Here is a 22389-nt window from a genome sequence, read left to right as displayed (position 1 = left end):
TTGTTATTCTCTTAATGTTCCTTGAAATTTTTGTTCAATAGCTGCAATTAAATCTTGGCTAAATAAATTTAAGTCAGCTTCAGTTAAAGTACGATCATCTGCTTGTAGCTCTATTTTAATGGCTATAGATTTTTTACTTTTAGGTAATTTATCACCGCTATAAATATCAAATAATATAACTGATTTGACAAGCTTTTTATTAAAATTATTTATATATGATATTATTTCACCGACTCTATGATCTTGATCAACAATGAATGCGTAATCTCTAAAATTAGCTTGGAAATCCGATACCGCAAATTCGTCTCTTTTACCGAATTTAGCTTTTATCAACGGCAAATTCGTAATATTTAGCTCGAATGCAAATATTTCCTGATTAATATCGTAATATTTCAAGATTTTAGGGTGTATCTGTCCAAAATGACCTAATAAATTTTTACCAAGCCCTATATTTACTGCTCTAGTTGGATGATAATATTGTGGCAATGCTGTCCCATTTGTTGCTATACATTTATCTATAGATAGTCCTGCATAATCCACTACCAGCTCTAAATCGCCTTTAAGATCAAAAATATCATAGCCTCGTCCAAGCGAATGAGGATTTTTATTATTATATGAACCGCTTATAATTGCCGTTAAATAAGTTGCTTCCGTATTTAAATCTATAAAGCTCGGTCCAACTTCAAAAAAAGCCATATCTTTTATAGAGCGTGCTAGATTTTTACTTACTATACTTAACAAATTCGGCAGTATAGTAGGACGCATATAATTGTCTCCTATACTAATAGGATTAAGCAAAAATAACTCTTCTTTTAATTTAGCAAACAACTTTGCATCTTCACTACTCATAAAAGAGTTAGTTACTACCTCATCATAGCCTTTGCTTGCTAATATCCTTTTAAAACTAGATATTCTTTTATGCTCTCTTAGCTTATTATTATCTTGGTCTAGTTCGGGTAGTTTTATACTCTCTATTTTATCATAGCCGTAAATACGAGCGATTTCTTCAGCTATATCTTCTAAAATAGTTATATCATGACGCCAAGAGGGAGCTATTACCTTTATAATCTCACCTTTAACATCCGTAACAAATCCAAGTCTATTTAATATATCTTCTATCTCTTTGATACTTAATTTAATTCCCGTAATTTTTTCTAAATAGTATGCTGAAAAATCTAAAGGTTTTTTTTGAGGCTCTTTCTCACCGAATTTCACTACTTCCGATACTTCACCGTTTCCGCATATTGACAAAATAAGATTAGTCGCTATGTCTAAAGCTTTTTCCGTAAAATTTCTATCGATATTACGCTCATTACGATATCTAGCATCCGTATCAATTTGAAATCTTCGCCCGCTAGCTGCAACCATTTTAGCATTAAAACATGCAGCTTCCAGTATTATATTAGTCGTACTATCAGTACAACTACTCTTAGCCCCACCAATTACACCGGCAAGACCTTGGATACCGCTTTCATCTTTTATAGCTAAATCATTTTCGGTAAGTAAATATTCTTTGCCGTTTAGGGCGTGGAAAGTAACTGTGTCATTGCGAGATGGCATTGCCCGCGTGGATACCGAACCGTCATTGCGAGGCTGCAAAGCAGCCGCAGCAATCTCAGGACTTTTGCACGAGATTGCTTCGTCACTACGTTCCTCGCAATGACGTGTTACTGTAATCCCCCCTTTTATCCTATCCGCATCATAAGCATGCATCGGCTGCCCAAAGCTATAAGAAATATAATTTGTTACATCCACTAAGCTTGAAATAGTTTTTACCCCGACATTTTTTAATAATTTCCGTAACCAATCAGGGCTTGGTTTATTTTTTAAATTTCTTATTTCTCTAAAAGTAAATAAAGGGCAGGTTTCTTTGTCTTGCGCGTTAAGCTTCATTTTAGAAGTAAATGTACTTTTTATTTCCGGGATTTCTAGCTCTTTAAGTATTCCTATTCCTTTAGCTGCTAAATCTCTTGCAATGCCGTAAACTCCAAGTGCATCACCGCGATTAGGAGTAACGTTAATAACAAATATAGGATCATCTAAACCGTAATATTTAGTAAAATTCTCTCCAACTACGGCATCTTCAGATAGCTCTATAATCCCTTCAGACTCTGAAGCTAGCAGTAATTCCTCTTCAGAGCAAAGCATACCGCAGCTTTTTTCACCTCTAATAATAGATTCCTTAATTTTAAACTTACCGTTTGGTATTTCTATTCCGATATTTGCAAGTACTACTTTTATACCTGCTCTTGCATTACTCGCACCACAAACTATTTGTCGCATACCGCTTTTAGTCTCAACATCACAAAGTTTTAACTTATCGGCTGACGGGTGAGGTTTAGTACTTGCTATATATGCTACTTCAAACTTTTGTAGCTCTGCCGCTTTATCTATTACCTCTTCTACTTCAAGACCAATAGCTGTTAGGGCTTCGGCAATTTCAATAACTGTGCTAGAAGTCTCTAAAAATTGTTTTAACCATGATAACGTAAATTTCATTTCGTAAGCCCTCCTGCTAAATTCGGTATATCAAAGCTCCCAAAATTATAATGTTTAAGCCAACGCATATCTCCTTCAAAAAATTGTCTTAAATCTTTGATATTATATTTTAGCATTGCAAAACGCTCTACCCCAAGCCCAAAAGCAAAACCTTGATACTCGCTACTATCGATACCGACATTTTTAAGCACGTTTGGATGAACCATCCCACAACCGAGTACCTCAAGCCATTTATCGTTTTTATTCATCCGAATATCAACTTCGGCAGAAGGTTCGGTAAATGGGAAAAAGCTGGGTCTAAAACATAATTCAATATTAGAATTTTCAAAAAAGCTTTTTATAAATTCCGTGATAACATATTTTAAATGCCCCATATTGATATTTTTATCAATAACAAGTCCTTCTATTTGGTGAAACATCGGCGTATGTGTCATATCCGAATCTGATCTATAAGTCCTACCAGGTGCTATAAACCTAAAAGGTGGTTTGCCGTTTTTCATAGCTCTAATCTGCACTGTTGAGGTATGAGTACGTAATAACAGCGGTTTATTGTTTTCTTGACCTTTCAAATAAAAAGTATCATGCATTTGCCTTGCGGGATGGTCATCTTCAAAATTGAGAGCAGTAAAATTATGGAAATCATTCTCGATATTCGGTCCGTTTTCTATAGTAAAACCAAACTGCGAAAATACTTGTATTAACTCCTCACTACATTGTGTTATTGGATGAATAGAACCTTGCTTATATCTTCTTGCCGGGATTGTTAAATCAATTTTATCGGCAGCAAGTTTTAAATTTAGTTCCTGCTCCTCTAAAATTTCTTCTTTTGCTTTTATTATATTCTGTATTTTATCTTTTAATTTATTGATTTTTAAGCCAAATTCTTTACGTTCCTGTTCATTTAAACTACCTAATTTTTTAAGCTCACCGGTCACTATACCGTTTTTACCTAAAAATTCTACTTTATATTCTTGTAGTTCTTTTAAGTTTTGTACTAATAAGATTTTTTCCTCAGCAAGCCTTAATATTGTTTCTATATTTTCCATGATGTTTTTTTGTTTGTTTTATGTTAACACTGTCATCCCGTGGCTTGTCCACGGGATCCAGTAATAAAAAATACAGCTATAAAAAGCTCGATTTATCTCGCTTTATGCTGGATCCCGTGGACAAGCCACGGGATGACACAGAGGACGTTTTTTGATCGATGCGGCAATCTCAGAAATTAGTATTATTTCATGAGATTGCCACGTCGCCTACGGCTCCTCGCAATGACGAGGTGGTTAAATCAACATACACTTCATATTATTCCCCTCTATTCCCACCAACTTCGCTTTAAATATCTGCCCTATTTCTAAAGGTTTGTCTAGCTTTACTGGAATAAAATTTTCGGTATGGGCGATATTATTATTCTCTACCAATAACTCTACTTTCTGACCTATATGCTTCTTAAAGAACTCAGATAGCTGATTCTGCCCCTCTTGTCTTAGAATTTCGGCTCTTTCTTTCCTTACAGCTTTCGGTACTTGCGGCATACGTGCTGCAGGCGTTCCTTCTCTTTCCGAATAAGGAAAAACATGCAGATATTGCAGCTCCGCTTCTGTAATTAGTTTCCTGGTATTTTCAAACATTTCAGGAGTTTCAGTCGGGAAACCAGCTATAATATCCGCACCAAACGATACTTCCGGTCTTATTGCTCGTAGCTTTCGACAAAACTCTATTACGTTTGCTCTATTATGCCGTCTTTTCATACGTTTTAATATCATATCATCGCCTGCTTGCAAGCTAATATGAAAATGCGGCATTATCCTCTCACTATAAGCTATAAGCTCAAAAAGTTCATCATCTATTTCTGCAACATCTATTGAAGATAAACGAAGCCTTTTTAGTTCAGGTACTAAATTTAAAACTCGTTTAATCATTTGTGCAAATGTTGGACTTCCGGGTAAATCTGAACCGTAAGCCGTAACGTCAACACCGGTAAAAACTACTTCTTTAAAGCCGTTTAGTACTAAATGTTTTACCTGCTCTGCTATAGCTCCTATCGGTACTGATCTACTTTTACCTCTACCGTAAGGGATAATACAGAAAGTACAAAAATGATCACAACCGTTTTGTACCTGAATAAAAGCACGAGATTTACCGTCAAAGCTACTTACTAAATGACCTGCCGTCTCTTTCACCGACATTATATCGTTAACTGCTATTTTTTCATCCGTAATTTGGTAATAGCTAGGCAATAACTTCTCTTCATTACCTATAACCTTATCAACTTCCGGCATATTACCGTACATTTGTGGACTTGTTTGAGCGCTACAACCGGTAACGATAATTTTTAAATCAGGATTATTTTTTTTAGCCTTGCGGATAGCTTGTCTTGCTTGTTTCTCAGCTGCTTTAGTTACTGCACAAGTATTGAATATTGCCACATTATCGATACCCGATAATTCCAAGTTTTTTCGTATTATCTCACTTTCGTAAATATTAAGTCTACAGCCGAATGTTACTACTTCTTGTCTTAAATTATTGCTCACAATAATATTCCCCACGTGCTACAAGCGTAGCTGCTCCTTGCATTATTATATTACCGTTTTCTTCTTTCATAGTAAGGCTGCCATGCTTAAATACTACCATACTCGGTGAATGGATAAAACCAAGCTTTAAACCGGCAGCAAAACTACCGCAAGCCCCGCTTCCGCAAGCAAGAGTTAATCCTGCCCCTCGCTCCCAAACAGATAAATAGATTTTATTATCTTTTACTTCAGCAAAATTAACGTTTACCCCATCTGCGAATAATTCCTTAGCCTGTAATTTTTCACCGACGATTTTTTGATCTTGAGGTTCTAACTTACTAAAAATAACTAAATGCGGATTACCTATATCAACGCAAATAGTTTCCTTTAAATCAATCATATAACGCTCTGCGAGTTCCCAAATTTTATCACGGCTTGGCATCCAAGCTTCATTAAAACTAACCTTTCCTACATTAACGCTAATATTATTTTCATTCTCCACATTACATAGCAATTTTTTATTGCCTACCATTACAGTAATATCTTTCTTTCCCGTATCAAGGTAAATTAACTTGGCTAAACACCTCGTAGCATTACCGCATAATTTAGCACTAGAGCCATCTATGTTATAGATAATCATCTCATAAAAATCATCATGCTCTTCATAAATAATAAACTGATCGCAACCGATGCCTATATGACGATCAGCCATATTTTTTGCTAGCTGCGATAAATCATATGAATTTGATAAATCTCGTTTGTTAACAACAACAAAATCATTACCGAGACCATGCATTTTTACAAAATTAATTTTACTAATCATAATGTTTTATATATTAGGAAATTGTATTATAGCAAATTTCTTGGAATTTGCTATAATGAAGTGACGATATATAAAAAATAGAAATGAAAGTACTCAATATTATGCTAAGTCGTGATCTTGGCGGAATTCAACAAGCATTTTTAGATTATAACGCAGCTTTTGAAATGCAAAAAATTGAGGTTATAAATATCACTTCTTATAAAGCAAAAATAAATTCTTTTTTACGTAAAACAAGTTTTAAACTACCTAATATAGTACCGATTGATCCGTTATCGGTACTTATTCTTAAATATATAATCTACAAAATTAAACCTGATATAATTATAGCACACGGTAATAGAGCAATAAATTTTAGTAAATTTGCTAAATCACAAAATATAAAATTAATCGGTATCGCTCATAATTATAGCCTAAAAGGACTACGTAAATGTGATTTTGTTATTGCTCTAACAAACCATATGAAAGAATTTTTACTAAAAAATAACTTTATCGAGTCTAAGGTATCTATTCTACCGAACATGCTAAATATTAGCCAAGATTTTGTTCCAAATAAAACATATCGAAAACCTGTAGTAATCGGTGTACTAGCAAGATTTGTAGCTAAGAAAGGTGTTGATGTTTTTATTAAAGCTATAAAAATTTTAAAAGAAAAAAAATATGATGTTCAAGCAGTTATAGGCGGAAGCGGTGAGGAAATTGATAATTTAATTGCTTTAGTACATAAATTTAATTTACAAGATCAAATATCATTTACAGGATGGGTTAACGATAAAGATAAATTTTTTAAACAAATTGATATTTTTTGTCTTCCATCACTACATGAACCGTTTGGTATTATAATACTTGAGGCAATGGAAGCAAGTGTACCTATTATTAGTACGGATACCGAAGGACCTGCAGAAATTCTAACCCACCTACAAGACGGGCTTATTTGTAAAGCCGGCTCGATAGAAGATTTAGCAGAAAAAATTACCTATCTAATAGACAATCCTTTAAAAGCAGAAGAATTTTCTAAAAACGCTCACCTTACCCTCAAACAAAATTATGATATTAAGGTTGTTTCTAAAAAGTTACAGCATATTTTAGAAAGCTTGATATAAGCGAATTTTGCAGGATTCGCCCGTGCTCACGTATTTTTTATACGCTGTGGTGCAGCCTCACCTTTAAATTCATCTTATCTGAAGCTTTTTAAAATATGCTGTAGCAACATTATTACGCAGTTACAAAAATAGTTAGTTGAAAAAACAATAGTCTATATTGACATAATAGTTTAAAGATTCATAATTAAAATTAAGTAATGTTAATTTATTTGGTCGTGCCTCCGTATTGCAGTTTAGAGTAAATAGTCTATAATCCTCAAACAGTAATAAGAGAGAATTATAGTTAAGGAGTTATGGCAAAAATAGATGTTAAGTGTAGATATTGTAACAACACAGAAGAAGTAATAAAGTCAGGATATTCAATTTCAAAACAACAGAGATATCAATGCAAGCGGTGTAATCGATATTTTCAATTGGAGTATATTAATAATGCATCTAAGCCTGGAGTTAAGGAGCAAATAGTAGAAATGTCAATCAACGGCTCTGGAGTTAGAGATACAGTAAGAGTATTAAAAGCGGGTATCAATACAGTTATCCGTGTTTTAAAAAAATCTAGTATTAAAAACAATAAATCATTCTATCAGTACAACAGAAGTAATTATTGCTCCTGAGATAGATGAACAATGGTCTTATGTACAGAATAAATCCAGACAACGATGGCTTTGGTATGCCTTGGATAAGATTTCGTTAAAAGTAGTTGCTTATACGTTTGGTACAAGATGTGATAGCACATTAGAATCATTACTGAAAAAACTAGAGAATTTCAAGGTGACTTTTTACTATACAGATGGATGGGGGAGTTATGCTAGGTTATTAGACCCTAAAAAGCATATTATCAGTAAAAAATACACTCAACGGATAGAACGAAGTAACTTGAACCTTAGAACGAGATGCAAGAGGCTTGCACGTAAGACAATCTGCTTTTCCAAGTCATTGGATATTCATGATAAGGTTATTGGTACTCTTATTGAACGTATAGCTTTTTAATAGGCGTAACTGCAATATGGAGGCATGACCCTACTATGCTTATATTTCTCTTAGTTATTATCGCAACGGCTTATTTATTCGGGAAAGTCTGTAAAGGCTTTATGCCTGATTCCGATACGGGACAAATCTTAGTTTTTACTGAAGCCGCTCAAACTATTTCTTTTGATGCGATGGTCAAAGAACAACAGCAAGTAAGCGATGTATTACTTAAAAATCCTAATATAGATTCATTCTTTTCGGCAGTCGGTGTTTCAGGTAGAAATTCTGCCGTCAATCAGGGTACAATCTTTATTAGCTTAAAACCAAGAAATCAACGAATTGGGGCAGACGAGGTAATTGACCAGCTACGCTCAAAACTAAATCATTTAGTAGGTTTAAGGGTATATATCCAGAACGTACCGACCATTACGATTGGCGGACAGGCAACCAAAAGCCAGTATCAATATACTATGCAAGGACTCGATCAAGATGAGCTATTTAGCTTTACACCGAAATTAAAGGACAAACTCGCACGACTGCCGGGCTTTATTGACGTAACTTCGGACTTACAAATAGCACAGCCACAAACCTTAGTGCAGATTGATAGATATAAGGCTGCAAAACTCGGTATATCAGTCGAGCAAATACAGAATATCTTATATGCGGCTTACGGTGCTGAGCAGATTTCAACATTATATACCCCAACAGCTCAATATGACGTTATTTTAGAGCTAGACCCTAAATATCAAACAGATTCATCAATGTTATCTTTAGTCAATATTAACTCTGCAAACGGCAATTTAGTACCGTTAACGACGCTTGCTAAAATCGTTAATAATGTTGGTTCTCTTAGTATTTCACATTTCGGGCAATTACCTTCGGTTACGGTATCGTTTAACCTGCAAGACGGATATTCAATTAGTGATGCCGTTCCAAAAGTTAATCAAGCGATAAAAGACCTACAAATGCCGGCTACGATTACGGAAAGCTTCCAAGGAACGGCTTAAGCATTTCAGTCGTCTTTTTCCGATCTTGGTTTATTGCTTGGGCTTGCCGTTATAGTCATTTACATTATCCTTGGCATGTTATATGAAAGCTTCGTACACCCGATAACCATACTTTCAGGACTACCTACGGCTATATTTGGAGCATTACTTACATTGCTAATATTTAATAGCGAGCTTGATATGTACGGATTTGTCGGGCTTATAATGCTAATCGGTATCGTTAAGAAAAATGCTATTATGATTATCGATTTTGCCTTAGAACTTGAGAGAACAGGCCATAAATCCTCGCATGAAGCAATCTACGAAGCATGTATAATAAGGTTCAGACCGATTATGATGACTACCTTAGCTGCTCTAATGGGAGCTATGCCTATTGCCCTTGGAGTCGGAGCAACGGGAGCAGAGAGAAGATCGTTAGGACTTGCCGTAGTTGGCGGCTTACTCATATCACAATTACTTACTCTTTATATTACACCGATAATTTTTTTATATTTAGAAGCAGCTAAGAGATGGTTAAAAAATAGCAATTACAAAGCTGAAATTAGAAGCTATCCGGAATTAAATTGGAAAGATTAACATTGTTGTATGGCTCGAGAAACCCGTTCGGTGTCATACCGTGGCTCGACCACGGGATCCAGCTAAAAATACTAAAATTATTAGTATTTTTAACTAGACCCCGTGAATAAACCACAGAATGACAGCGTTATCAAGCTTGTTCAGTATTCGGCGTCGTTTTCTCTTCTCCGGCAACCGTAATTTCATCACTATCATAATTAAATGTGTCTGTTGTAGAAGGGGTAGACGGTACAGGCGATTTGCTTACTAACTCAGAAGACTTTTGATCTAAATAGTCTCTTACCTCTCGTTTACCAAGCAATTCCATAGCATTATTCTTATTACTTTCTTTTATATATGCTTCAGGAATATATGCTTTAATATATTCCATATCAGATGCGTTTTTTAATAAATAAGGTGATACAAATTCTAATATATCCTTACCGCTTCTTTTATAATTAGCAAATGAGTAAGCAACACAAATGCCGTAGTCATTTAATTTATTACAAAATTCTTGTGTCTTGTCTGTCAAATGTTGTTTTGCAGATTCTACAGCTTTTAAAGCATATAATATCTGTTCTCTTGTTGCTTGAATGGAAACATCATCTGAAGCCATCCCGTAAGCTTTTTCAAGCTCTTGATCTTTAAAATATAATTTTTTTGTTAATTCTTTTATTTCAGTAACAATAGGGTTTTGAAGGCCTTTTATAGAGGTAAGACTAGCAGTACTTGCTGAGAGTTTACTTTTCATAATATACCTATTAATAAATTTAACATATTTCTATATTCAAATATTAATTTTTATTAATAAATAATAATCTTATTTGAAAAACAATAAATCTATTAAATAGTGATAAATATATTACATAGTATGTTATTCCTGCGGAAGCAGGAATGACATATATTATATCGAACAAGCATTACTACCGTTATCATCATCTTCACGGATAAATTTTTGCTTTACCTTAGAATTGTTATTATACGGCTTACTATTTTTTGCCGGTGGATAATTTACAGGTTCATAATTTGTAACGGGCGGTGCATAATTTTGGTTTACCGTAGCATTTGGACAAGTATATTTTGATATATCACGCTTAGTTTCTCTAAGCATTGCTTTTATCTGATTTAATTCCTCTTGCATCCTTTTTTCTTTATCGCTATCGTCTTTTCTAACCTTTTTATTTGCTCTACTTAAAGTCATATCATCATCGGATTCAACGAAGCCGGATTCTGCTTTTTGCCTTGCTATATCTCTTTTAATCATCTTAAGATACATATCACGATTTCTCTTTACAGGATCGATTCTTTCTCCTCTTAAAGGACTATCGCTATCATAGTCATCATCATCGTCGTTATCATCATCAAGATTATCTTCTACTATATTCTTTTTAGCCAAAGTAATATATTTATTATTATATACAGGTCTTCTTTTGCCGCCTTTAGCACCTTTACTATCAACCAATCTATTATTTGCGGATCTTTGAAAATAGCTTCTAAAATTATCGGTACAAGCCGAAAGTAAAAACATTCCTAAAAATAATATTATAATTTTTTTTAACATATATTTATATTATTCCAAAACTTTTATTATGATTAATGCCACATAATAGCTAAACTTGCAAGGATAAAGAACCGAACTTCTGTGTGCTTAATTAAATTATTGTTATTCTGAGGTATTTTTTATCTACTTTGAGTAAATGAAGAATTGGTATACGAAGATCAACTTCAAAAAGAGCAAGGTGTTCACAAGGCGAGGAGCGGAGCGTATACTTAATACGTGAGCACCGCAGAACTTGTAGAACGACGTAGCCAATTTTTGAAGTTCATCGAGTATACACTTCTTCTATTAAATCACTCAATAGCTTATGCCCTTCTTTTCTTCTTTTTAATAAATTTTGTGAAGCATCCTCTAATATCTTAGGACTATTTATCAAATCGAGTATTTTATCTGCTAGTTCCTCGGCAGAAATGCTATTCTGCTCTAAACACCATCCTGCTTTTTTATCTGCAAGCAATTTTGCATTGTAATATTGATGATTATCCGCAGCACTAGGCAGTGGGATAAAAATTGCCGGCAACCCTATATAGGTCAATTCCTCTATAGTAGATGCTCCTGCTCTTGAAATCACTAAATCAGCTTCTTTATATTTTAATGCCATATTATCAAAGAATTCGGCAAATTCATAATTAATGTTTAATTTCGAGTATATATCTTTTATTTTTACTTGATCATCTAATGCTGCTTGCTGGATTATATTTAATTTAAGATTTTGCTGTTTTTGCATTAAAATTTGAATACTTGCAGGTATCAGCTCTGAAAATAGCTTAGCTCCTTGACTACCGCCAAAGATGAATATAGTAAAAATACTATCTTTGTCATTCCGTGGCTTGACCACGGAATCCAGTCTTTTTAGTAAGGATTTTCTGGACCCCGTGGACAAGCCACGGGGTGACATTACATTTCTAATATCCTCCCTAATCATCCCTCCGGTAACTACTATTTTACTTTTTGCAAATTCCGGTAAATTTTTTACGTCTTCATAAGAAATAGCTATCTTTTTAGCAAAGCTTGCAAAAAATTTATTAACTTTTCCAAGGTAAGAATTCTGTTCATGAATTATAATCGGCACTCTTAAAAAAATTGCCGCAAACATTGGAGCTATAACAGGATAACCGCCAAATCCTATAATAGCTGAAGACCTGATATTATATAATAATTTAATAGCTTTTAAGATCGCAATTGATAAGTTTGGTAAAAATAAAAAAATATTATCTGAGCGTTTTAAATCTAAGATATGAAAAATTAACCCCATATTCTGATTTATATATTTTTGGCATCTTAAATCAGTAATAAAATGAACTGCATAGCCACGCTTGATTAATTCTTCTCCAAGAGCAACAGCCGGAAAAAAATGCCCGCCCGTACCACCTGCTACTAAAATTATTTTTTTCATATTTCAATATTACGAATTTTGTACGAATTTAAAGGGGTTCTGTGTCTTGTAAAGCCAAGAAGCATACCGGTAGCGATAGCTATTGCAAGCGTTGAAGAACCACCGTAACTAATAAACGGTAATGTCATACCTTTAGTAGGAAGTAAATGCAAGGTCACACCCATATTAATTATTGCCTGAAGCCCTAATTGTGCAATTATACCGCTAGCAGCGAATTGTACAAATTTATCTGTTTCGTTTAATAACTTAATAAGACTTCTTAATACTATAAAAGCAAATATACCTATAACAATAAGGCAAATAATAGCACCAAATTCCTCACCTGCTACGGCAAAAATAAAATCCGTATGCGAATCGGGTAGTACCTGCTTTACTGCTCCCTCCCCTGGACCTCGTCCATATAACCCCCCATGCTCAAAAGCCTTAAGAGACTTACTAACTTGATAATTTTCACTACTATCGGGATCTAAAAACGAATTAATTCTTTGCGTAACGTGTGGTAACCAAAAATAAGCGATAGTTACTCCTATCATTCCTAAAAAACCGGCTAGAACAATCCAAAATATCGGCATACCCGCAATAAACAGCTGAATACCGAAAACTGCCGTAATCATTACAAGCATTCCAAAATCCGGCTGAATAATTAAGAGAATAGCAACAATAGAATAAAGTATTACACAAATCGTAAAACTTGGAAAATCATCATTAAATTTTAGCGATAATATCCAGCCTGTAACAACCGCAAAAAACGGTTTGATAAATTCCGAAGGCTGAATAGATAGACCTAAAATATTAATCCATCGCACTGCCCCTTTTACTTCATAACCAAAAAATTTAACTGCTATTAATAAAACTATACTAGCAATAAACCCAACTATTGCAAAACGCCTTAACCATTTTTTATTAAGACATGAAAATAATAATATAAGCCCTGAAGCGGCAGCTAAATAAAATATTTGTCTAGATGCAAAATAACTTTCTTCAAGCCCTATTCTACTTGCTACTGCTGAGCCGGAAGTAGTAACAAGCATTAGACTAAAAGCAAATAAGATAATTAAAGAAATTATTATTTGCCTATCGGTACTCCGCCACCATAATTTTATAAAATTATTAGATATTTCGTTATTCATATTATATGCCCTTTTCGTCATTGCGAGCAGTCGTAGACTGCGTGGCAATCTCATGAAAATAATAACAAACTCCTGAGATTGCTTCGTCAATTATTATATAATTTCCTTGCAATGACGTTTGGATAACTTCATAAACAACTCGCCACGCTCTTCAAAATTTTTAAACTGATCATATGAGCTACAACTAGGTGCTAACAAGATATTTTTCATCTCCGCGTTATCACCTACTGCATCCTTATAAGCAAGATCAAAAGCCTGCTCAAGATTATCACATATTACAAAATCTACTATATTCTTAGCAGTATTTGCAAATATTTCTTTAGCTTGACCATAAAAATAAGCTTTCTTAATTTTACTGAAATAAGGCTTTATTTCCTCAATACCGCCCTCTTTAGGGATTCCTCCCGCAAGCCAGTAAATATTATCTAGTGCTTTAATTGATTGCACGGCAGATATGGCATTTGTTGCTTTACTATCATTATAAAAACTTATATTATTTATACTACCGATATATTGCATTCTATGAGGTAAACTTTGAAAACTACTTATAGACTCAAGTATTTTTTTAGCCTCTACTCCTATTATTTTAGCTACTGCATAGCTTGCAGCTATATTCTCGCAATTATGAGTTCCTTGCAAATTTTTATTACACGGTAATTTATAACTTATATCATTATCGTTAATTAGACTTCTTGCATAACTTGCTTCTAAGGGTAATTTGTGCGTCGATCCGGTACTCGAATCCTCACGTATGTCTATATACGCTGCGGTTCTGCGTTCCGTGTCTCCTACAAATTCCTCCTTATTAGCTTCGTTATGCAAGAAGTCTATTGTATCATCAACTATTGATATACCATTTTTAAGGATTTTAGTAACAGAAAAAGGAATTAGCTTTATACGCTGCTCTTGCTGTAATAGCATAAAAATTTCACGGCAATAATCATTATCAATATTAATTACTGCATAACTATCTTTATCCATTCGATCAAAAATCTTAGATTTTGCTGCAATATAACCGGTCATGTCTTGATGTCTATCTAGATGGTCGGGAGTGATATTAAGAAGTACTGCTATTTTAGCTGTAAAGGTTTTTACTAGATCTAGCTGAAAAGAAGACAATTCAAGTATATATCCATCCTTACTTGCTTTAGCTTGCAAAGCAGGAACTCCAATATTACCGGCAACCGGATAGTCTAAACCGTTACTATTTAAGATATGGCTTATTAAAGAAGTAGTAGTACTTTTACCGTTTGTACCGGTTACGGCGATAAAGTTTAAATTTTTTGATTTTTCAAATAATAAATCTATATCGGAAGTGATTGGAATATTAAAATTTTTTGCAATACCTACTATCTTATGCGTTAAAGGAATTCCAGGGCTTAAGACAATTTTATCTAAATTTTGCCATCTTGAATCAGATAAAGCAGCAATTGAGTTGTTGGTATATAATTCTTCAAATATATCTCTATTTGCTTTTAAATCATCATAAACAATTACGTCACATTTACCTTGCAGCTCTTCATAAACCGATATACCGGTTTTACCAAGCCCAAAAACACCTATTTTTTGTTTTGTATGAGAATTCATGAGTTAATTTGAAAGAACAACGTCATTGCGAGCGACTGAAAGGAGCACGGCAATCTCATGAAACAGTATATAAACTCTCGAGATTGCCACGTCGAGGCTTTGCCTCTCCTCGCAATGACGTTAAAATAACAATTCTTAATTCATATCTTGCATTAAAGCTTGTTCACCTTCATTAAATTCACCCTGTCCTTTTATATTATTATAGGTCGATTTACTATTCCCGGGATCAGGCAAATAATAATGAGGAGGAACTTCTAGTGCTTTAGCACGCTGTACTTGATACTCATTAGGTCCGGCTGTTGATATACCTACAGTTTCTTTTAACTTTTTACTACAAGCAGAAGTAATTAATAAAACAGTAAATAATAAAAAAATCTTTTTCACTTAATACACCTTTAATTTAAATTATATTTTATCGTCATTGCCTTGTTCGACATTACGAATTTTTTCAGCCATAGCTTCAATTTGAGCATTATCATAATTCCCTTTAGCCTTTTCTTCAATAACTTTTTTAGTACTATAATAATCTTCTATTAAGATAATTACTCCTATTGTAATAAAGCAATCAGCTAAATTAAATACGGGGAAGCTATAATTCTGATAATGAAAATGGATGAAGTCAAAAACTGCTCCTCTAAAAAATCTATCAATTAGATTACCAATAGCTCCGCCGATTACAAAGCTATAACCTGCAAAACCCCCTATTGTTTTTGAACGTATCATCAGATAATATAAATAACAGACAATAAGCGTGTTAGTTATTAAAAAAATAGCATTGCTATATTGATAATATTCACGCATTAGACCAAAACTAATACCGTAATTCCAAGTATAAACCATATTTAAGAAAGAAGTAACCTTAAGCATTAAGCCCGGCTTCCATCTTAAATTATCAATAAACCACCATTTACTTAACTGATCAATAATTACTAATGTTATTATTATACGACTACTACGAGCCAGTGTTATATATAGTTTTTTTAGGAGTAGGAACATAGATGTTTATGAAATATTAAATGTATAGGACTGGTTACGCAAATCGTCATTGCGAGAAGAATTACGAAGTAATTCGACGAAGCAATCTCAGGACTTTGGCACGAGATTGCAACAATGCTTCGCTCCTCGCAAGGCATTGTTGCGTAGACCTGTTTATCCGTCATTGCGAGGAAATTGCATAGCAATTGACGAAGCAATCCAGTAAAAAATTCTGTAACTCAGAATTTTTTTATTATTTTCCTAGATTGCCGCGTCGCTTCGCTCCTCGCAATGACGGTTTGACATCCACGCAACAAGACCTCCTCGCAATGACGATTTCTTTACAAAGAAACCGTGGCTGCTTTATCAGCTTGCAATTCCTTATCAAGCTTAACATTTAAAGTTTTTATTTCTTTTTTAAATTGTTTAAATTTCTCTAAATTTTTTCCGTTTAATTCTACACCCGGTGTTGTTTTAACCGACATAGGATTAACATGTTTGCCGTCAATTTTAACTTCATAATGCAAATGTGGACCTGTAGCTCTGCCGGTACTCCCGACATATGCTATAACCTGCCCCTGTTTTACTATGCTTCCTACTTTTAAATTTTTTGCAAAATTTGAAGCATGAGCATAAGCAGTAGATAGCGTACCACTATGTTTTACCTGAATAAATTTTCCATAACCCGACTTCCAACCTATCTCCGTTATAACTCCGTTTCCTGCGGAATATATAGGCGTACCGGTTGGAGCTGCAAAGTCAACTCCCTTATGCATTTTAGTATAACCGAGTATCGGATGCTTTCTATTACCGTAATGCGAAGAAACTTTTATAACCTTTAACGGAGTTTTAAGTAAGCTTCTCTTTACGCTCTTACCGTCTTCGGAGAAAAAACTTTGATTATTTGCCTTATTATCATGTGAATAACGATACATATTATATTCTTTTCCTGAAAGATTTAATGAAACATATAAAATTTTACCGTGATGGGAAAATTTACCGTCTTCCGTTACGTATTTTTCCGTTATTACGGTTGCAGTATCGCCGCTTTTTATTTGACGCTGAAAATCGATTTGATAAGCATAAGCATTAATCAGCTCTATTATACTATTATTCGATAAACCCAGTTTTTTAAGGGCTGACATAAAATTTGATTCAATACTTACCGATGATTTAGCAACTTTCTTAGTTAAGGGCGCTATAATTTCTGCAACTTTGAAATTATCACCTTCTCTAATTACTTCAATAGTTTTTAGCTTATCGATAATTATAACGATTTTATTTAAGAATGTTACCTCTGAAGTTAAATCTTCATCTTCGTTTTCGGTAATTTTTGTTTCATATTCAAAAGTAATTTGCTGCCCTATTTTAAGAGCAGAAGATAATTTTCCCTCTTTTATTAAACTTACAATTTTTTCTATTTCATTTTTAGGGATATGTTGTTCTATCAAAATTGACTTTATAGTATCGCCTTTTTTTACTACTACTTCTTTAAATGAAATTGTTTCTTCTTCATTACTATCAGGTTGTACTAAAGTTATGGATAAAGTGTCGTTAACATAATTATTAACGGCAAAAGAGACAAAAACAACTAATGCTATAAATAATAATAAGGAGGAAGAGGTGAGAATTTTCCTGAGACGTGCACTAATAAAAGATGATGGTAATATGTCATTAAAATCATAAGATAGTGCGGTATCATTCATTAAAATTGCTCTGAAGATTATTTGAATCAATTTTTCATTACTAATAATAATATGAACTATATATAAACAAATTACAATAGAAAATTATAAAATTTTGTTTTATTTCTGTTTTATTAGTTTTTTATTGATTAAAATTAAATTTTTTATATAAGTTAATTTTTATTAACTTATTTAGAGAAAGATTATGCCTAGACTTTTCCTATTTCTATTAATTTTTATAAATCTTATGTCCTGCTCATCTAACCATAATGCTGTCAAACCGCCCAAAATAGAATATTATGAGAATATTTCTTTAAATAAAAACTGCCCTATAAATAGTGAAATAGTTCTAGTAGGCGGTTGTTTTGATTTATTACATTACGGTCATATAGAATTTCTACGCAAAGCTAAAAAACAAGGTAAATACTTAATAGTCGCTTTAGAGCCTGACGAAACAATTATTAAATATAAAAAACGTCAACCTATACATAATCAGGTCGTGCCTCGAGTTATGGCAAAAATAGATGTTAAGTGTAGATATTGTAACAACACAGAAGAAGTAATAAAGTCAGGATATTCAATTTCAAAACAACAGAGATATCAATGCAAGCGGTGTAATCGATATTTTCAATTGGAGTATATTAATAATGCATCTAAGCCTGGAGTTAAGGAGCAAATAGTAGAAATGTCAATCAACGGCTCTGGAGTTAGAGATACAGTAAGAGTATTAAAAGTGGGTATCAATACAGTTATCCGTGTTTTAAAAAATCTAGTATTAAAAACAATAAATCATTCTATCAGTACAACAGAAGTAATTATTGCTCCTGAGATAGATGAACAATGGTCTTATGTACAGAATAAATCCAGACAACGATGGCTTTGGTATGCCTTGGATAAGATTTCGTTAAAAGTAGTTGCTTATACGTTTGGTACAAGATGTGATAGCACATTAGAATCATTACTGAAAAAACTAGAGAATTTCAAGGTGACTTTTTACTATACAGAGGCATGACCACATAATCAATTACAACGAGCAAAAATTTTAAGTTCTTTCACATTTGTTGATAAAGTACTTATATTACCTAAACTAAAAGATTTTAATGATTACGCCCGATTAGTACAAAATATTTGTCCTGCTGTAATCGCTGTAACAAAGCACGATCCTCAGTTAATAAATAAACAAATTCAAGCAAAATTAATAAATGCGAAAGTAATAGAAGTTATTGACTTACTGCAACATCCTAATATAGGAACACTTTCTAGCTCAAATATTATTAAAAATATGTAGTTTTTACAAAAATTTATCGATTTTTACTTTAATAAAACTGTATATACATTTATATTATATATAGAAATAACTTTATATGTGCTATGAAAAATATTATTAGACATCTTTTTAAACCAGCTTATAGAGAGGAATTTAAAGGAGACACTTCACCTCGCACCGCAGCATACATAAGCAATTGTGCAGATGCGAGTCTAGGCTCGACATCTAAATTACCTCTAGAAGCGAAGTTTGGGAAAATGTCTATTACTTTTATTAGTTTATTGATTTTTAGCAATATTTGCTTTGCCTCCGAGCCGTTACCTTGGCAGGTAACGTTCCAGCCGCCGGCAAGTCCGATTATGGAGGAATTACATCATTTTCATAATTTTCTGCTTTATATCTCAACAGCTATTGTTTTATTCGTTGCCGGATTACTTGGCTTTGTATGTATCAGATTTAATGCAAAAAATAATCCAGTACCGGCAAAATTTTCACATAATGTTTTAATAGAAATAATTTGGACTGTAATCCCTATTATAATTTTAGTTATTATTGCAGTGCCGTCTTTTAGAATATTGCGTCATGCCGAAAAAATACCCGAAACGGATTTAACTATTAAAGTAGTAGGTTATCAATGGTATTGGCATTATATATATCCTGATCATGATAATTTAGAATTTGATAGCGTAATGATCTCTGATGAGAATTTAAAACCTGACCAAAAAAGATTATTAGACGTTGATAATCGAATTGTTATACCTGAAAATGCTACCGTAAGGTTTCTCATTACCGCAGGTGACGTAATACATAGTTTTGCCGTTCCGTCACTTGGGTTTAAAATAGATGCAGTGCCTGGAAGAATTAATGAAACATGGACAAGAGTTGCCAAGAAAGGTGTATATTACGGGCAATGCTCGGAGCTTTGCGGCATCAATCACGGCTTCATGCCGATTGCTATAGAAGTAGTAAGCAAAGAAGATTTTGATAACTGGATTGCAAGCAAGAACAAGACGGCCATGAATGGCGAGAATCCAAAATTAGCGGCTAACTAATTATTATTTAGAAATTTTACGGGCATTTTCAGATATGACCAACCACAATAATCCTTATCCACATCTTTTTCCTAAACAAGCAAAAGAAACGATATTTTTAAAACATTTTATCCATAATCCAAATATAATAGTCGGATATTACACTTATTACAATGACGCTAATCATCCTGAGAAATTTGAATATGAAAATGTTAGAGGAGCTTATTTTGTTAAATTGATTATAGGGAAATTTTGTGCTATTGCTATGGGTACTAGTTTTATAACCGATGATATGAATCATCCTATGGACGGGTTTTCTACTTATCCTTTTTTTATTTTTGAAAATTGGAATAATTATACGCCTTCACCTGACAAAAGAAGAGACACAATTATAGGAAATGACGTATGGTTTGGTACTAACTCTACCATTTTACCTGGAGTTAATGTAGGTGACGGAGCAATTATCGGTGCTTGCTCAGTAGTAGCAAAAGATGTACCACCATATAGTATTGTTGTCGGTAACCCTGCAAAGATAGTACGTTATAGATTTTCTGATGAGATAGTTGAGCAATTACTTGAAATTAAATGGTGGGACTGGGATTATGATAAAATCACTCGGAATATTCCGGCAATTGTTGGAGCAGATATCGAAAAATTAAAACAGGCAAAATAATAATTATGGATATAACTACTACCGAAATTTATCACGATGACCACCATACCCCGCACGGCTGGAGGCGATGGCTTTTTTCTACCAATCATAAAGATATCGGCATTATGTATATCATATTTGCCGTTTTTGCCGGAATTGTCGGAGGGTTATTTTCTCTTCTCTTTAGGTTAGAGCTTGCAATGCCTGGCGGCACTTTCTTAAATCACGATTTCCAGCTATATAACGTGCTTATCACCGCACATGCGGTTATTATGGTATTCTTTATGATTATGCCGGCTTTGTTCGGTGGTTTTGGTAACTATTTCGTACCTCTGTTAATAGGGGCACCCGATATGGCATTTCCACGCCTTAACAATATCAGTTTTTGGCTGTTAGTTCCTGCTTTCATCCTACTTATGGGTTCTGCTTTTGTTGACGGCGGTCCTGGAACGGGCTGGACGCTCTACCCTCCTTTAAGTAATTTGAGCGGTCACCCGGGAGCAGCCGTTGATATGGCTATTTTCAGCTTACATTTAACCGGTCTATCGTCAATCCTTGGATCAATTAATTTAATCGTTACTATATTTAATATGAGAGCTCCGGGCATGGGGCTTTTCAAGATGCCATTATTTGTTTGGTCTATATTAGTTACTGCATTCCTTATAATCTTAGCCATGCCGGTACTTGGCGGAGCTATAACTATGCTGCTTACCGATCGTAACTTTGGAACTAATTTCTTTAAACCGGACGGCGGCGGTGATCCTGTATTATTTCAGCATCTATTTTGGTTTTTCGGTCATCCTGAAGTATATATCGTAATACTTCCAGGCTTTGGTATAGTAAGTCAGGTTATCTCGACTTTTTCACGCAAACCTATATTCGGTTATCAAGGTATGGTCGGAGCTATGGTAATAATCGGATTCGTCGGGTTTATCGTATGGGCTCACCATATGTTTACTGTTGGTCTTTCTTATAATGCACTTATATATTTCACTGCCGGAACAATGATTATAGCAGTTCCGACGGGCATTAAAATATTTAGTTGGATAGCGACTATGTGGGGTGGCTCGATTACATTCCCGACTCCTATGCTATTTTCAATAGGGTTTATCATATTATTCACGATTGGCGGCGTAACCGGCATAATCCTATCAAATTCAGCACTTGATAGGGTACTGCATGATACATATTATGTTGTGGCACATTTCCATTATACAATGTCGCTCGGTGCTTTATTTACGGCATTTGCAGGATTTTATTACTGGTTCGGCAAAATATCCGGTAAACAATATCCGGAAATTTTAGGCAAAATTCATTTTTGGATTACATTTATTGGGGTTAATTTAACTTTCTTCCCACAGCACTTTTTAGGGCTTGCGGGCATGCCAAGAAGAATACCGGACTACCCTGAAGCTTTCGCCGGCTGGAATATGGTTTCGTCGATAGGAGCAGGTATCTCTATGTTTGCTGCTCTTTATTTTGTATTTATCGTTTTCTATACACTAAAATACGGAAAAGATTGTCCTAACAATCCTTGGGGAGAAGGGGCAGACACATTAGAGTGGACACTTACCTCACCACCACCATTCCATACTTTTGAAACACCCCCGCATATTGAGGGGTAATAGTGGCTTTGCTGTGTGGATGC

Annotated in this window: 17 protein-coding genes and 5 pseudogenes; 9 read left to right on the top strand and 13 right to left on the bottom strand. The window is 34.1% G+C overall.

What is annotated here, in order from left to right:
• Window positions 1-3 precede the first annotated feature (3 nt).
• The 4 genes from pheT to dapF all read right to left on the bottom strand — a co-directional run bounded on the left by pheT (window position 4) and on the right by dapF (window position 5832).
• On the bottom strand, window positions 4-2499 hold the full coding sequence (gene pheT / locus ACNFN7_RS06425) for a phenylalanine--tRNA ligase subunit beta (RefSeq protein ID WP_485441310.1): 2496 nt from the start codon (window positions 2497-2499) through the stop codon (window positions 4-6).
• Window positions 2496-3545 carry a phenylalanine--tRNA ligase subunit alpha gene (gene pheS, locus ACNFN7_RS06420; RefSeq protein ID WP_485441309.1) on the bottom strand — a complete coding sequence of 350 codons (1050 nt, stop codon included), beginning with the start codon at window positions 3543-3545 and terminating at the stop codon, window positions 2496-2498. The genes pheT and pheS overlap by 4 nt, the downstream gene beginning before the upstream one ends.
• A gap of 234 nt (window positions 3546-3779) precedes the next feature.
• The gene (gene mtaB / locus ACNFN7_RS06415; protein WP_485441308.1) at window positions 3780-5045 is read right to left on the bottom strand and encodes a tRNA (N(6)-L-threonylcarbamoyladenosine(37)-C(2))-methylthiotransferase MtaB; all 1266 of its coding nucleotides are present in this window, start codon (window positions 5043-5045) and stop codon (window positions 3780-3782) included.
• Window positions 5020-5832 carry a diaminopimelate epimerase gene (gene dapF / locus ACNFN7_RS06410; RefSeq protein ID WP_485441307.1) on the bottom strand — a complete coding sequence of 271 codons (813 nt, stop codon included), beginning with the start codon at window positions 5830-5832 and terminating at the stop codon, window positions 5020-5022. Before dapF ends, mtaB begins: the two co-directional genes overlap by 26 nt.
• 83 nt (window positions 5833-5915) lie before the next feature.
• Between dapF and ACNFN7_RS06405 the strand changes: the two genes are divergently transcribed.
• The gene (locus tag ACNFN7_RS06405) at window positions 5916-6932 is read left to right on the top strand and encodes a glycosyltransferase family 4 protein (protein WP_485441306.1); all 1017 of its coding nucleotides are present in this window, start codon (window positions 5916-5918) and stop codon (window positions 6930-6932) included.
• Here the strand turns inward: ACNFN7_RS06405 and ACNFN7_RS06400 are convergent.
• Window positions 6904-7042 (bottom strand): annotated as a pseudogene (locus tag ACNFN7_RS06400) (palindromic element RPE3 domain-containing protein); the annotation flags it as partial. The gene ACNFN7_RS06405 and the pseudogene ACNFN7_RS06400 sit on opposite strands and share 29 nt — an antisense overlap.
• 183 nt (window positions 7043-7225) lie before the next feature.
• Between ACNFN7_RS06400 and ACNFN7_RS06395 the strand changes: the two are divergent.
• Window positions 7226-7919 (top strand): annotated as a pseudogene (locus tag ACNFN7_RS06395) (IS1 family transposase).
• A gap of 35 nt (window positions 7920-7954) precedes the next feature.
• A pseudogene (locus ACNFN7_RS06390) lies at window positions 7955-9481 on the top strand (efflux RND transporter permease subunit).
• Between the two features lie 130 nt (window positions 9482-9611).
• Here ACNFN7_RS06390 and ACNFN7_RS06385 read toward each other — a convergent pair.
• From ACNFN7_RS06385 to ACNFN7_RS06350, 8 genes are all read right to left on the bottom strand, one after another.
• Entirely contained in the window at window positions 9612-10211 is a 600-nt protein-coding gene (locus ACNFN7_RS06385) for a hypothetical protein (RefSeq protein ID WP_485441397.1), read from the bottom strand.
• Between the two features lie 153 nt (window positions 10212-10364).
• Window positions 10365-11021, bottom strand: coding sequence for a hypothetical protein (locus tag ACNFN7_RS06380; RefSeq protein WP_485441305.1), 657 nt, complete (start codon window positions 11019-11021; stop codon window positions 10365-10367).
• Window positions 11022-11283: 262 nt separating this feature from the next.
• Window positions 11284-12414, bottom strand: coding sequence for an undecaprenyldiphospho-muramoylpentapeptide beta-N-acetylglucosaminyltransferase (gene murG / locus ACNFN7_RS06375; RefSeq protein WP_485441304.1), 1131 nt, complete (start codon window positions 12412-12414; stop codon window positions 11284-11286).
• Window positions 12411-13544 (bottom strand): putative lipid II flippase FtsW, encoded by a 1134-nt coding sequence (gene ftsW / locus ACNFN7_RS06370; protein ID WP_039594980.1) that lies wholly within the window; start codon window positions 13542-13544, stop codon window positions 12411-12413. The genes murG and ftsW overlap by 4 nt, the downstream gene beginning before the upstream one ends.
• 93 nt (window positions 13545-13637) lie before the next feature.
• Entirely contained in the window at window positions 13638-15131 is a 1494-nt protein-coding gene (gene murD / locus ACNFN7_RS06365) for a UDP-N-acetylmuramoyl-L-alanine--D-glutamate ligase (RefSeq protein ID WP_485441303.1), read from the bottom strand.
• Window positions 15132-15266: 135 nt separating this feature from the next.
• Window positions 15267-15515 (bottom strand): DUF3035 domain-containing protein, encoded by a 249-nt coding sequence (locus tag ACNFN7_RS06360; protein ID WP_485441302.1) that lies wholly within the window; start codon window positions 15513-15515, stop codon window positions 15267-15269.
• 21 nt (window positions 15516-15536) lie between these two features.
• Window positions 15537-16127: a signal peptidase II gene (gene lspA / locus ACNFN7_RS06355; protein WP_485441301.1), complete on the bottom strand. Its 591-nt coding sequence runs from the start codon at window positions 16125-16127 to the stop codon at window positions 15537-15539.
• A 320-nt stretch (window positions 16128-16447) separates the two neighbouring features.
• Entirely contained in the window at window positions 16448-17812 is a 1365-nt protein-coding gene (locus ACNFN7_RS06350; RefSeq protein WP_485441300.1) for a peptidoglycan DD-metalloendopeptidase family protein, read from the bottom strand.
• A 226-nt stretch (window positions 17813-18038) separates the two neighbouring features.
• On the opposite strand from ACNFN7_RS06350, the pseudogene ACNFN7_RS06345 reads away from it, so the two are divergent.
• From ACNFN7_RS06345 to ctaD, 6 genes and pseudogenes are all read left to right on the top strand, one after another.
• A pseudogene (locus ACNFN7_RS06345) lies at window positions 18039-18290 on the top strand (adenylyltransferase/cytidyltransferase family protein); the annotation flags it as partial.
• Window positions 18291-18302: 12 nt separating this feature from the next.
• Window positions 18303-18803 (top strand): IS1 family transposase, encoded by a 501-nt coding sequence (locus tag ACNFN7_RS06340; RefSeq protein WP_485441389.1) that lies wholly within the window; start codon window positions 18303-18305, stop codon window positions 18801-18803.
• 3 nt (window positions 18804-18806) lie between these two features.
• Window positions 18807-19079, top strand: a pseudogene (locus ACNFN7_RS06335) (adenylyltransferase/cytidyltransferase family protein); the annotation flags it as partial.
• Between the two features lie 83 nt (window positions 19080-19162).
• Window positions 19163-20110 (top strand): cytochrome c oxidase subunit II, encoded by a 948-nt coding sequence (coxB, locus tag ACNFN7_RS06330; RefSeq protein ID WP_485441299.1) that lies wholly within the window; start codon window positions 19163-19165, stop codon window positions 20108-20110.
• 34 nt (window positions 20111-20144) lie between these two features.
• Entirely contained in the window at window positions 20145-20762 is a 618-nt protein-coding gene (locus ACNFN7_RS06325; RefSeq protein ID WP_485441298.1) for a CatB-related O-acetyltransferase, read from the top strand.
• Between the two features lie 5 nt (window positions 20763-20767).
• A complete protein-coding gene (gene ctaD, locus ACNFN7_RS06320) occupies window positions 20768-22366 on the top strand; it encodes a cytochrome c oxidase subunit I (protein WP_485441297.1) in 1599 nt (532 codons plus the stop codon).
• The last annotated feature ends 23 nt before the right edge of the window (window positions 22367-22389 follow it).

The sequence above is a fragment of the Rickettsia sp. MAE-05 genome (assembly GCF_057319745.1).
Note: the sequence above shows the minus strand (reverse complement) of the source record. Positions and strands in the feature narration are given on the sequence as shown.